Raw genomic sequence first — 12,227 nt, forward strand, 5'->3', positions numbered from 1 at the left:
TCTCCTCCCGAGGCGCAGTTCTCCTCCCGAAGGGGTGGGGGCTTCGTGATGCGCGGCCTGCTGATGCGGCCTCCTGAAGGGGTGGGGGCCCGTGCGACTGCTCCGTGCGCCTAGTCCGCGCGCCGCACCCGCAGCACCAACGCGACGACCGCGAGCACGATGACCACGACCCCGTATCCCACGCACACCGCGCCGAGACCGAACACCCCGACCAGGGCTCCGGCGACGACGGCGGGCACGCCGAACGCGAGGTACGCGAGCAGGTAGATCACGGCGAACGTGTCGGCGCGATCGGTGGCGGGGATGCGCGGTGCGAGCGACGCGACGACTCCGGAGAACGCGGTGCCGAAGCCCATGCCGGTCACGGCCGTCGCGGCGAGGTAGAAGGGGAGCGACTCGACGGAGAGGGCGATGAGCGACAGTGCCGTGCCGGTCGCGAGAGCCGCTGTTCCGAAGATCACAGAAGTGCGCGGGCGGCGATTGCGGAACACGAACGCCGTGATCGCGCCGACGCCCGCCAGCATCGCGACGGCGAGACCCTGCCAGACATGCGCTTCGCCGCCGAGCTCGGTGCGCACGATGTTGGCGCCGAGTGAGAGGAAGAGTCCGCCGGTCGCCCACCCGGCGATGATCGCCGGTGCGCCGCGCCAGAAGTCCGAGCGGATGCCGGCGGGCACCGACAGTCGGAAGCTCAGTGATCCCCACGCTCCAGGACGCAGCGGTGCGGTCTCGGGTGCGAGGAAGAACAGCGCGGCGAGCACGATGTAGATGACGGTGAGCGGTGCGAAGACGTCGAGCAGCGGCTGGCCGGTCACGTCGAGGGCGATGCCCGAGATGAGTGCGCCGAGCGCGAGGCCGATTCCGGGGCTGAGGGCATTCCAGAGGGCGGCGACCCTCGAGCGTCCGCCGGGTGCGAGATCCAGGGCGGCGGCCGAGAGCGCGGCGATGAGCACGCCGCTCGCGGCGCCCTGCAGGATGCGCGCGAGCATCAGGGTCGCGACCGAGTCGGCGTGCCAGAAGAGCAGCATGCTGCCGGCGAGCAGCAGGAGTCCGCCGATCGCGACGGGACGGCGTCCGATGTGGTCGGAGAGTGAGCCGGCCGAGAGCAACGCGAGCAGCAGGGCGATCGCGTAGACGGCGAAGACCGAACTGATGACGATCGCGTCGAATCCGATCTCGGCGGCGAGCACCGGATAGAACGGCGAAGGAGCGCTCGCGCCGGTCATCATCGCGATCTGCGTCACGATCGCCAGCGCGAATCCGAAGCGAGGGCGGCGGATGGCGGATGCCGACGTCTGGGTCGTGGCGATCGGTGCCGTGGTGGTCATGCGTGCTCCCGCGGGGGTGGTCTCGTCTTGGGTTCGAGAATCATCGAACTATCGGAGCGTACTCGCGTTCGCGCTATTGTTCAACTATTCTCGAACCATGCCCGGCGAACTCCCGCACCCGGATCGCTCCGAGATCCAGCTCACTGACGTGCTCTTCGCGCTCAGCGACCCCGAGCGCTTGGCGATCGCGCGGCAGCTCGCCGACGGTCCGCTCGACATGGCAGCGTGCCACGCGACCGATCCGAACCTCCCCAAGTCGACCAAGTCGCACTTCATGAAGGTGCTGCGCGAGGCGGGCGTGATCCGCAACGAAGCCAACGGTCGGCGACGGATGCTGACGCTTCGGCGCGACGATCTGGACGCGCGTTTCCCCGGGTTGCTGGAGTCCGTGCTGCGGGCCTGAGCGGACAACGGCCTAGCGGAAGTATGACGCCCCGTTGAGGTCGAGCACGGTGCCCGAGGCCCACACCGCCGAGGGTGACGTGAGGTAGGCGACGGCATCCGCCACCTCTTCGGGAGTGCCGACGCGACCGAACGGGCTCTGCCCGCGGATGCTGTCGCCCTGATCTCCGTCGAGCTTCGCCGACTGTCGCTCGGTCGCGACCATTCCGGGCGCGACTGAGGTCACCGAGATGCCGTGAGGGGCGAGAGCGAGGGCCATCGACTGGCCGAACGCCTGCAGCCCGGCCTTGGTCGCGGCGTATGCGGGGTGGTCGGCCTCGCCGCGGAACGCCCCACGCGAACCGATGTTGACGATCGCTCCGCCGGATCCGCGCTCGATCATGTGCTGCGCCACGAGTATCGTCACATTCGACGCCCCGAGCAGATTCACCGACACCATCGCAGACCACGCGGCCTGCCACTCGGCGTACGACGTCGAATCGACGCGATGCTCGTTGGCTGCACTCGGTGCGACCGCGGCGTTGTTCACCAGGATGTCGAGCGAACCCAGGGCGGCGATGGCCTCCTCGACCACGCGCTGCGCCGCGACCGGGTCTCCGATGTCACCGCCGACGACCGCGTGACCGGTTCCCTCGAGCGACGCGAGAGTCTCTTCTGCGGCGGTCCGATCGCGGACGTAGTGCACGACGACGCGGTCGCCTCGTCGAGCGAGCACCTGAGCGACCGCGCGACCGATGCCCCGCGAGCTGCCCGTGATCAGCGCATGCGCCATCTCAGGACGCGACCTGCGCACGACCGATCGCGTGCACCGGCGGCTCGATCTCGGTCCAGACCGAATCGAGCGAGATGTGCAGCACGCCGGCGATCGCCGCGATGGTCGAGAAAGCGGGAGTCGCGACGCGACCCGACTCGATCTTGCGCAGAGTCTCGGGCGAGACGCCTGCATCGAGGGCGACGCTCAGCATCGACCGCTCGCCGCGCGCTCGCCGCAGCAGGGCGCCGAGACGCTCTCCGCGTTCGACCTCGGCGGGAGTCAGCGGCATGCGAACCATCATGTGCCCATTCTAATACCGGGATAGTATTACCGGGATAGTTATTGGAACAGCAGGCTGCCGGATGCGGAGACAACCATGATCGAGATCCTCAACGACGACCAGCTCGCCCGGGCGAGGGATGCCGGCGCGCTCGTCGGCAGCATCCTGCAGTCGCTGAAGCAGCGCACGAAGGTGGGCGTGAACCTGCTCGATCTCGACCGCTGGACGAAGCAGATGATCGAGGATGCCGGTGCCGAGTCCTGCTACGTCGACTACGCCCCGTCGTTCGGCCGCGGGCCCTTCGGCCACTACGTCTGCACCGCGGTGAACGATGCGGTGCTGCACGGGATGCCACACGACTACGCCCTCGCCGACGGCGACCTGCTCACCCTCGACCTCGCCGTCACACTGCGCGGCATCTCGGCGGATGCCGCCATCAGCTTCGTGGTCGGCGGCAGTGCCGGAGCCGCCGTCGCCGCGGCATCCGAAGATCTCGCCATGATCGACGCGACCGAACGCGCGCTCGCCGCGGCCATCGCCGTGGCCCGCCCGGGTGCGCGCATCGGCGATCTCTCGCACGCGATCGGCACGGTGCTCAGCGATGCGGGCTACCCGATCAACCTAGAGTTCGGCGGTCACGGCATCGGCTCGACGATGCACCAGGACCCGCACGTCGCCAACGACGGACGCCCCGGTCGTGGCTACAAGCTGCGCCCCGGCCTGCTGCTCGCGCTCGAGCCGTGGGTCATGGCCGACACCGACGTGCTGGTGACCGATGCCGACGGCTGGACGCTCCGCAGCTCGACCGGCTGCCGCACGGCGCACACCGAGCACACCATCGCGATCACCGAGACCGGGGCCGAGATCCTCACGCTCCCGCGCTGACCCGCATCCGAATCACGACTTGCGCGACCCGCTCCGCACGCGACGCGCGGCGCGCCCCGCAAGATCCTTGAGTCGGCCGCCGGGCCAGACGCGACGCAGCTCGACAGACCCGCCACGCCCCGCGACGGGCGTGCACGTGCGACCAGCGAGCAGCGGCGAGTGTCCGGCGGCTGCCAGGGTGGCGGCATCCGCGGTGAGGGGCACGTCGAACGTCCACCCCGCCCGCCTGACCGTCACGAACAGCTTCGCTCCGCGTGACTCGTCGGAGGGTCCGAACACCTTCAGCGGATCGATCGCGACCGAGATCTCCCCGAGGCTGGGCTGATGCAGGGAGGCGATGCGACGCTCGACGCCGGCGGCCTTGTCGCGCAGCACCAGCTCGACCTGATCGTTCTGCAGCTCGCGCCCTGCTTCGAGCAGAGCCGTCGGCAGCCCGTGCACCGACACCGGCAACGACGTCAGGCGCCCTGTGCCGGGCTCGATCACGAGGGCCTCCTGCCCATCACGGGTGATCGAGACGTCGATCGTCAGATACAGGCCGCCGCCCCGCGACCACCGGGCCGATGTCACGACCGCGCGGCACTTCATCTCCATCTCGAACCGCGCGAAGCTCACCAGGTCGGTCCGCCGGTCGGCGCGGAGCAGTCCTGCGCGGATGCGGTGGGGGAACGACAGGCCGCCGTCGACGCCGGGTCCGAAGCGGCGCTTCGCGAGCGGCCCGACCACATCGAGCAGACGCTCGCGATAGTCATCCGGGTATCCGAGGAACTTCTTGCCGGTGAGGCGCTTCAGGATCTTGCCGCGGAACCAGTGCCGCAGCAGCCTGTCGCGCAGGCGCCCGGGCTCGGTGTACCGCTCGACAAGATCGAGAACGGCCTCGAGATGAGGGAAGTAGGTCTCGGGTTCGATGCGCGACGAGCTCGCGCTGCCGGCGTGCTTGACCCAGGCGTAGCAGGGCTGACTTGCGAGGATCGAGATCGTCGACGCCTCGAAGTAGGCCCGCATGACGAAGAGGTGATCTTCGAGCCGCACCTTGCCGTCGGGGAATCGGATGCGATTCTCGCGCAGGAACGAGGTGCGGAACATCTTGTGCGGCGTGAGCATCTCGAGCAGCGGGTCCTCGCCGAGGCGGGCACGCGGCACGTCCTTGCGGAAGATCCGGCTCGGCAGCCGGCGTCCGATGCCGACCTCCTTGCCCACGATCACATCGGAGGAATGCAGGTCGGCATAGTCGCAGAGCGCCTCGAGGGCGCCGTCATAGAGCCAGTCGTCCTGATCGACGAACTGGATGTAGGTGCCGCGCGCATCGTCGATGCCGTGGTTGCGCGGGGTGCCCGGCCAGCCGGAGTGCGGCAGGAAGGCGACGCGGATGTAGGCACGATCGCGCGCGACCTCGACCAGTCGCGAGGCGGTCTCCTCTCCCGACCCGTCGTCGCACAGCAGCACCTCGAACCGGTCGTGACCGAGCGTCTGTCGGTCGAGGGAGGCGATGAGTTCGTCGAACGCTGCTCCCGGCTTGAACACGGGGACGACCACGCTCACTCGGACAGAGGTGGACGCAGGGGAAACAGCAGAGGAATTCGACATCAACATCAGTCAAACATCGGGAGCTGTGGAGCGCAGGGGGCTTGCTTTCAGGAGCGCGTGCGTGCAGTGCGCGTCAGTGGTCCCGGGCGTGAGCTGCTGCACGTGCACGGAGGAAGCCGGTGACGGCCTCGTCATCGGAGAGCGCGATCGCCCGCGCATACGCCTCGGTCGCATCCTGACCGGCCTCGGCGAGCAGCCCCGCTCGAGCCGCCCAGTACGGCTGGAATCCCTCTGCCTCGGGCGGAAGTGCGTCGAGCCCCGCCTCCGCTCCGTCGAGGCGAGCGATGACGACGGCGGCCGCGACGCGGGCCCCGAGGGTCGGTGCGACCGCGAGAAGCGCCGAGTACAGCATCCGCAGCGACCCCCAGTCGGTGACGCCCGTGCGCAGCCGGTCGCTGTGCACCGCCTGGATCGCGGCCTCGAGCTGGAACCGTCCCGGGGCATCCGCCGGCCGCGCTCGCCGCAGGTACGCCTCGCCCTCGGCGATCAGCTCGGCATCCCACGAGGCGGGGTCCTGCTCGTCGAGAGGAACGAACTCGCGCGATCGCCGAGCGAGTGTCAACGTGGTGAGGGCTGCGAGGCCCCATGCCTCGGGCTCGTCTTCGAGCAGCCCGGCCAGGGTGACGGCCAAGTACTGCGCTTCGCCTGCCATCGACTCGGCATCCCTACGCCACGTAAGTGCGGCGCATCCGTAGACCGCCTCGAGTACTGCGGGCAGCCGTTCGGGCATCGAGCGGCGGTCGGGAACCGCGAACGGAATCCGAGCATCCTTGATACGCCGCTTCGCGCGCACCAGTCTCTGTGCCATCGCCGACGGCGGCACGGCGAAGACCCGCGCGACCTCGGCGGCCTCGAACCCGAGCACGGTCTGCAGCATGAGCGGCGCCCGCACGATCGGATCGATCGCCGGATGCGCGCACACGAACAGCAGCTCGAGCCGCTTGTCGCCGATCGCGAGCGGATCGTGGTCGGCGAGCGGGTCGACTCGTGCGCTCGCCTCGTCGAGAGGAGCGGATGCTCTCGCCGGCGACTTCCACACGTCGCGCAGCCTGTTCCTCGCCACGGTCAGCAGCCATCCCTCCGGATTGTCGGGCACGCCGTCGTCGGGCCAGCGTCGCAGCGCCTCCTCGAAGGCGGTCGACAGCGAGTCCTCGGCGAGCGCGAGGTCGCCGGTCCGCGCGGCGAGCAGTGCAACGAGCTGGCCATAGGAAATCCGCGCCGTGCTCTCGGCGGCGGCGCGGACCTCCTCGGGGATCATCGGTTCGGCGTCCAGACGCCGTCGACCGTGAACACGGCCCCGGGGCGGATCTCGACCGCACCCCAGAAGGCGGGAGGTGCCTGCCGGGCGAACCCGATCGCGGCATCCAGGTCGGGTACGTCGATGACGACCGTGCCGCCGAGCTGCTCCTTCGTGTCGGCGAACGGGCCGTCCTGCACCCGCAGCTCTCCCTCGCGCACACGCACGGTGGTGGTCACGGCCGACGGCTGGAGGACCTCGGCAGCGATCAGAACCCCCGCCGACTGCAGTGTGGCGGCGTAGCTCGCGAACGCGGCCTGCCCCTGTTCGAGGGCCTCGGCCCCCAGAGTCTCGGCATCGAGCTCTTCGTAGTGCAACAGCAGTGTGTAGCGCATGGTCTCTTCCTCACTGTTCGTCGGTCAGCGTACAGAGGGATGACGATCGAGCGATCGGCCGATCGACACATCCGCCGAAGTTTCTCGTGGGTGTCGGATTCCCACCCCACACACAGCCTTAACGATATATCGTTGACTATCGCTCACCACTCCCGGGAGGTCATCATGAACAACGCATTCCCCTCGAACCCGTTCGGCGGATCCGGCTTCGGCTCGGGCCCCGGCGGACCCGCGTCCGCGATCTTCGATGCCATGGAGCAGCTCCGCAAGACGTTCGAGCAGCGCCCCAGCGGCGGCTCGCGCATGGCGAAGGGCGACGTCCGCACCGCGGTGCTGTCGCTGCTCGCCGAGAAGCCGATGCACGGCTACCAGATCATCAACGAGATCGCCGATCGCAGCGGCGGAACGTGGAAGCCCAGCGCAGGCTCGGTCTACCCCACGCTGCAGCTGCTCGCCGACGAGGGCCTCATCGAGGCCGACGAGCAGAACGGTCGCAAGACCTACTCGCTCACCGAAGCCGGCCGTGCCGTCGCCGCCGAGCACACCGAGACCCCTGCACCGTGGGAGTCGTCGAAGGGCGAGGGCTCGCACGACAACCCCCGCTACAGCGCACTGCCCAAGGCCGGCGTCGACCTCGCAGCCGCAGCCGCGGCCGTCGGTCGCAGCGGCAGCACCGAGCAGGTGCAGCAGGCGGTCGAGATCCTCGACGAGGCCCGCCGTAGGCTGTACTCGATCCTCGCTCAGGACTGATCGCACACGAACCAGGGACCACACATGACGGATGCTGCGGCGCAGGGCGCCCATCGTGCCCGGTACCGCCGCATCCTGTCGTTCGCGGCGCGCGAGTTCATCAAGATCTGGTGGTTCGAGCTCGTCCTGCCGCGCTTCGGCATGAGCTCGATCGCCGAGCGAACCCGCGCGCCGCGCATGCAGCGCTTCGCGAAGCGGTTCCATGTGCTCGCGGTCGAGCTCGGCGGGCTCATGATCAAGGTCGGGCAGTTCATGTCGTCGCGCCTCGACGTGCTGCCCCCTGAGATCACGAAAGAGCTCGAGGGGCTGCAGGACGAGGTTCCGGCCGTGCCGTTCACCGGCATCCGCGCGGCCGCCGAGGCAGAACTCGGCATGCCGCTCGAGCAGGCCTACGCCTGGTTCGACGAGAATCCGGTGGCCGCTGCATCCCTCGGTCAGGCGCACCGGGCCCGCCTGGCTGCTCAGGATGCCGACGACACCGGCCTCGGCGACGTCGTCGTCAAGGTGCAGCGCCCCGGCATCGACGAGATCGTCGCGGTCGACCTCGCGGCCCTTCGCCGTGTCGCCCGCTGGCTGACGCGCGTGCGCCTGGTCGCCGATCGCGTCGATGCTCCCGGCCTGGTCGAGGAGTTCGCGCTGACCAGCCTCGAGGAGATCGACTACCTGCACGAAGCCGCGAGCGCCGAGCGCTTCCGCGAGAACTTCGCCGGGGATGCACGTGTCGATGCGCCCGAGATCGTCTGGGAGCGCTCGACCCGCCGCGTGCTCACGCTGTCTGACGTCACGGCGATCAAGATCAACGACACCGATGCCCTGCGCGCCGCGGGCATCGATCCGTCGCAGGTCGCCGACGTGTTCGCCGAGGTCATGTTCGACCAGGTGTTCACGCACAGCTTCGTGCACGCCGACCCGCACCCCGGCAACATCTTCGTGACGCCGGAGCCGGCATCCACCACCGGCAGGAACTTCCGCCTCACCTTCATCGACTTCGGGATGATGGCCGAGGTGCCCGACAACCTGCGCGACGGCCTGCGCACGCTGCTGATCGCGGTCGCCGGCCGCGACAGCCGCGGCCTCGTCACCGCAGCGCAGGAGATCGGCGTGCTGCTGCCGTCGGCCGACACCGCCGAGCTCGAACGGGCACTCCGGGCGCTGTTCGCGCGCTTCGGCGGTATGGGCTTCGCTGAACTGAGCAAGGTCGATCCGCGCGAGTTCACAGACTTCGCCGACGAGTTCGGCGACATGGTGCGCTCGCTGCCTCTGCAGCTGCCCGAGAACATGCTGCTGCTGATCCGCGCGGTGTCGCTGACCTCGGGAATGTGCTCGAGCCTCGACCCCTCGTTCAACGTGTGGGATGCCGCCGAGCCCTACGCCGCACGGCTGCTGCGCGACGAGTCGGGCAACCTCATGCAGGACATGGCGCAGCAGGCCATGGAGACCGCCGCCGTCACCTACCGCCTGCCCAAGCGCATCGACGCGATCATCACTCGTGTCGACGACGGCAACGTCACCTTCGACACATCGGCGCTCGAACGCCGCCTCGACCGGCTCGAGGGCATCGCCCGCCGCATCGGCTCGGGGGTGCTGTTCGCCGCGATGCTCGTGGGCGGCGCGCTGCTCGTGCCCTCGATTGCGCCGCTCGGCATCACTCTCATCTGCGTCTCGGCGCTGCCCCTCTTGCACTCGGTCTTCGGCGGGCGCCGCCAGCCGCGCTGAGGTCGGCTCGCGACGACCAGACGTCCGGGCTCACTACCACTGACGCGCCCGGAAAACCCAGAGCATCCGGCATCCCGTCGGCGCGTCCGCCCCCGACGCGCCGCGGATCGACGAGGTGAACTGGGCTTTCCGTCGCGGCCGCAGAATGCCGGCATGGGAGAATTGGTTCCCATGGACACTCCGGACGATAAACCCACCACGCGGACCGACGTTCCGAAGACCAACACCGCAGCCGTCCGCCAGGCCGCGAAGGCCACGGAAGCCGCCCAGAAGATCGTTCGCGACATCGCCGCCGTGCCGCCGCGCGGCGTGCACCCGGCGCTCGTGCCCGGCGTCTCGGTCGAAGAGACCGGCCGCACCTACCGCACCGATCCGCTCGTCTTCGGAATCGCGGTCGCACTGACCATCGCCTTCATCGCGTGGGGAGTCTTCGCGGGCGACAACCTCTCGGGCACGACCTCGACCGTGCTCGCGTGGGTCGTCGAGTACTTCGGCTTCTTCTTCACGACGATCGCCACCGTCATCCTCGTCTTCATGCTGTTCGTCGGCTTCAGCCGCTACGGCCGCATCCCGCTCGGTCGTGACGACGAAGAGCCCGAGTTCTCGATGTTCTCGTGGATCTCGATGCTGTTCGCCGCCGGCATGGGCATCGGCCTGGTCTTCTGGGGCGCCGCCGAGCCGCTCACCTTCTTCGAGAATCCTCCGCCCGGAACCGTCGAGGCGAACACCCTCGAGGCGATGCACACCGCGCAGGCCCAGGTGCTCTACCACTGGGGCCCGCAGGCGTGGGCGTTCTACGCTCTCGTCGGTGGCGCGATCGCCTATGGCGCGTTCCGCCGCGGCCGCACCCCGCTGATCTCGTCGATCTTCGCTCCGCTGCTGGGTGAGGGTCGCACGACCGGACCCCTCGGCCGCACGATCGACATCTTCTCGATCATCGTCACGCTGTTCGGCACCGCCGCATCGCTCGGCCTCGGCGCACTGCAGATCGGCCACGGCGTCGAGATCGTCAGCGGCATCGGCGAGCTCGGCAACGGCGTGCTCATCGCAGCGATCGCCGTGCTCACCGCGTGCTTCATCGCGTCAGCCGTATCGGGTGTCTCGAAGGGCATCCGCGCGCTCTCGAACATCAACGCGGTCGTCGCGCTGCTGCTTGCGTTCTTCGTGTTCTTCGTCGGTCCGACGCTGCTCATCCTCAACGTCATCCCGTCGGTCGCCGTGCAGTTCCTCGGCGACCTGCCCGAGATGGTCGCCCGCTCGGCGTCGCAGGGCGACGAGGCGCAGATGTTCCTTTCGAGCTGGACGATCTTCTACTGGGCGTGGTGGATCTCGTGGTCGCCGTTCGTCGGCATGTTCATCGCCAAGATCTCGCGCGGCCGCACGCTGCGCCAGTTCGTGTCGGTCGTCATCGTCGTGCCCGCCGTGATCTCGCTCGTCTGGTTCGCGATCTTCGGCACGACGGCGATCCAGCAGCAGATGAACGGTGCGAACCTCTCGGTCGATCCGCCCGAGGAAGTGCTGTTCGGGGTGCTCGAGAACCTGCCGTTCCCGCTGATCACCAGCATCGTCCTCATCCTGCTCATCTCGATCTTCTTCATCACCGGAGCCGATTCGGCCTCGCTCGTGATGGGCACGCTCTCGCAGCAGGGCCGCCCCGAGCCGTCGCGCTGGGTCGCCGTGGTCTGGGGCGTCCTGGTCGGCGTGATCGCCGCGGTGCTGCTCGTCACCGGTGAAGAGGGCAGCGGCCTCAAGTCGCTGCAGAACGTCACGATCATCGCCGCCCTGCCGTTCGCGGTGATCATGGCGTTCATGATGGTCGCGTTCATGAAGGATCTGCGGCGAGACCCGATGATCCTGCGCGACCGCTATGCCCGCATGGCTGTGCGCCACAGCGTCATGGCCGGTCTCGAAGAGTACGGCGACGACTTCGCCCTCGTGCCGGTCGAATACGACCACTCCGGCGACGACCTCGCCTGGATCGATGAGGCCGACGTCGACGACAGCCTCGCCGAGGTCTACGCGACGGCCACAGAGGCGATCGACATCATCCCCACCGGCGCGACCTCTGCGGATGCCGGTGCGGATGCCGGTGCGGATGCCGGTGCCGACGCCGGTGCGGATGCGGATGCCGGTGCGAATGCCGGTGCGGATGCCGATGCGGATGCGGATGCCGGTGGCGACGCCGGTTCCGATGCCTCCGGCCTCGCCGAGCGTCCTTCCTGACTTCACGCGGAATCGACCCCGCACCCGGCTTCTGCTCGGTGCGGGGTCAATTTCGCATCCAGATCGGGAGTACAAGGTGCGAAACTGGCCCCGCCTGCGAGCGCGGGTGCGGAATCGACCCCGCACAGGTTAGCGACCGCGCGCGGCCCAGGGGCGAGGTGCGACGCGGTTCGGGGCCGGAACGGCATCCGAATCGCCGGCTTCTGGTGCGGAATTGACCTCGTATGAGAGGCCGACCCGGTGCGGGGTCAAAAACGCATCGGAATCGGCCGTTTCCGGTGCGGAATTGGCCCCGCACGCGAGTTCGGGTGCGAAAGTGACCCCGCCCGCCCGCCGCCCCGGTGGATGGCCGGAACGGCATCCGAACCGCCGGCTTCCGGCGCGGTGCGGGGTCAGAAACGCATCGGAATCGGCCGTTCAAGGTGCGAAAATGACCCCGCATGCGACCCCGGATGCGAACTCGACCCCGCACGCCCGCCGACCCGGTGCATGGCCGGGACGGCATCCGGACCGCCCGCTTCGGGTGCGGAACTGACCTCGCATGAGAGGCCGACCCGGTGCGGGGTCAGAAACGCATCGGAATCGGCCGTTCAAGGTGCGAAAGTGACCCCGCATGCGACCCCGGATGCGAACTCGACCCCGCACGCCCGCCGACCCGGTGCATGGCCGG

Annotated in this window: 11 protein-coding genes; 5 read left to right on the forward strand and 6 right to left on the reverse strand. The window is 68.9% G+C overall.

The genetic code is table 11. From position 1 onward, the window contains the following. Positions 1 to 110: 110 nt before the first annotated feature. Positions 111 to 1,328, reverse strand: a complete 1,218-nt coding sequence (locus RQG82_RS20035) for an MFS transporter (RefSeq protein ID WP_311260544.1) — start codon at positions 1,326 to 1,328, stop codon at positions 111 to 113. A 97-nt stretch (positions 1,329 to 1,425) separates the two neighbouring features. Here RQG82_RS20035 and RQG82_RS20040 point away from each other — a divergent pair, with 97 nt between their 5' ends. Next, positions 1,426 to 1,731 carry a transcriptional regulator gene (locus tag RQG82_RS20040; protein WP_311260545.1) on the forward strand — a complete coding sequence of 102 codons (306 nt, stop codon included), beginning with the start codon at positions 1,426 to 1,428 and terminating at the stop codon, positions 1,729 to 1,731. A gap of 12 nt (positions 1,732 to 1,743) precedes the next feature. On the opposite strand, the gene RQG82_RS20045 is transcribed toward RQG82_RS20040, so the two are convergent. After that, positions 1,744 to 2,502, reverse strand: a complete 759-nt coding sequence (locus RQG82_RS20045) for an SDR family oxidoreductase (protein ID WP_311260546.1) — start codon at positions 2,500 to 2,502, stop codon at positions 1,744 to 1,746. A 1-nt stretch (position 2,503) separates the two neighbouring features. Next, a complete protein-coding gene (locus tag RQG82_RS20050; protein ID WP_311260554.1) occupies positions 2,504 to 2,782 on the reverse strand; it encodes a helix-turn-helix transcriptional regulator in 279 nt (92 codons plus the stop codon). Between the two features lie 78 nt (positions 2,783 to 2,860). On the opposite strand from RQG82_RS20050, the gene map reads away from it, so the two are divergent. Then, positions 2,861 to 3,649, forward strand: coding sequence for a type I methionyl aminopeptidase (map, locus tag RQG82_RS20055; protein WP_311260547.1), 789 nt, complete (start codon positions 2,861 to 2,863; stop codon positions 3,647 to 3,649). Between the two features lie 12 nt (positions 3,650 to 3,661). On the opposite strand, the gene RQG82_RS20060 is transcribed toward map, so the two are convergent. The 3 genes from RQG82_RS20060 to RQG82_RS20070 form a co-directional block, all read right to left on the reverse strand. Beyond that, positions 3,662 to 5,191, reverse strand: a complete 1,530-nt coding sequence (locus RQG82_RS20060) for a glycosyltransferase family A protein (protein ID WP_311260548.1) — start codon at positions 5,189 to 5,191, stop codon at positions 3,662 to 3,664. Positions 5,192 to 5,309: 118 nt separating this feature from the next. Next, positions 5,310 to 6,494 carry a DUF6596 domain-containing protein gene (locus RQG82_RS20065; RefSeq protein WP_311260549.1) on the reverse strand — a complete coding sequence of 395 codons (1,185 nt, stop codon included), beginning with the start codon at positions 6,492 to 6,494 and terminating at the stop codon, positions 5,310 to 5,312. Beyond that, positions 6,491 to 6,868: a YciI family protein gene (locus tag RQG82_RS20070; RefSeq protein ID WP_311260550.1), complete on the reverse strand. Its 378-nt coding sequence runs from the start codon at positions 6,866 to 6,868 to the stop codon at positions 6,491 to 6,493. The genes RQG82_RS20065 and RQG82_RS20070 overlap by 4 nt, the downstream gene beginning before the upstream one ends. Positions 6,869 to 7,033: 165 nt before the next feature. Here RQG82_RS20070 and RQG82_RS20075 point away from each other — a divergent pair, with 165 nt between their 5' ends. The 3 genes from RQG82_RS20075 to RQG82_RS20085 all read left to right on the forward strand — a co-directional run bounded on the left by RQG82_RS20075 (position 7,034) and on the right by RQG82_RS20085 (position 11,557). Next, the gene (locus RQG82_RS20075; RefSeq protein ID WP_311260551.1) at positions 7,034 to 7,618 is read left to right on the forward strand and encodes a PadR family transcriptional regulator; all 585 of its coding nucleotides are present in this window, start codon (positions 7,034 to 7,036) and stop codon (positions 7,616 to 7,618) included. A 24-nt stretch (positions 7,619 to 7,642) separates the two neighbouring features. Then, complete coding sequence (locus RQG82_RS20080) at positions 7,643 to 9,334, forward strand: AarF/UbiB family protein (protein ID WP_311260552.1); 1,692 nt, start codon at positions 7,643 to 7,645, stop codon at positions 9,332 to 9,334. Between the two features lie 171 nt (positions 9,335 to 9,505). After that, the gene (locus tag RQG82_RS20085; RefSeq protein WP_311260553.1) at positions 9,506 to 11,557 is read left to right on the forward strand and encodes a BCCT family transporter; all 2,052 of its coding nucleotides are present in this window, start codon (positions 9,506 to 9,508) and stop codon (positions 11,555 to 11,557) included. Positions 11,558 to 12,227 lie beyond the last annotated feature (670 nt).

This window comes from Microbacterium sp. WCS2018Hpa-9 (assembly GCF_031843745.1).
Lineage (GTDB): Bacteria > Actinomycetota > Actinomycetes > Actinomycetales > Microbacteriaceae > Microbacterium.

Excerpts from the sequence above, each read along its gene's own strand:
- RQG82_RS20045 (WP_311260546.1), bottom strand. The coding sequence starts at position 2,502 with ATGGCGCATGCGCTGATCACGGGCAGCTCGCGGGGCATCGGTCGCGCG.
- RQG82_RS20085 (WP_311260553.1), top strand. The coding sequence starts at position 9,506 with ATGGACACTCCGGACGATAAACCCACCACGCGGACCGACGTTCCGAAG.
- RQG82_RS20070 (WP_311260550.1), bottom strand. The coding sequence starts at position 6,868 with ATGCGCTACACACTGCTGTTGCACTACGAAGAGCTCGATGCCGAGACT.
- map (WP_311260547.1), top strand. The coding sequence starts at position 2,861 with ATGATCGAGATCCTCAACGACGACCAGCTCGCCCGGGCGAGGGATGCC.
- RQG82_RS20035 (WP_311260544.1), bottom strand. The coding sequence starts at position 1,328 with ATGACCACCACGGCACCGATCGCCACGACCCAGACGTCGGCATCCGCC.
- RQG82_RS20065 (WP_311260549.1), bottom strand. The coding sequence starts at position 6,494 with ATGATCCCCGAGGAGGTCCGCGCCGCCGCCGAGAGCACGGCGCGGATT.
- RQG82_RS20040 (WP_311260545.1), top strand. The coding sequence starts at position 1,426 with ATGCCCGGCGAACTCCCGCACCCGGATCGCTCCGAGATCCAGCTCACT.
- RQG82_RS20080 (WP_311260552.1), top strand. The coding sequence starts at position 7,643 with ATGACGGATGCTGCGGCGCAGGGCGCCCATCGTGCCCGGTACCGCCGC.
- RQG82_RS20050 (WP_311260554.1), bottom strand. The coding sequence starts at position 2,782 with ATGGTTCGCATGCCGCTGACTCCCGCCGAGGTCGAACGCGGAGAGCGT.
- RQG82_RS20075 (WP_311260551.1), top strand. The coding sequence starts at position 7,034 with ATGAACAACGCATTCCCCTCGAACCCGTTCGGCGGATCCGGCTTCGGC.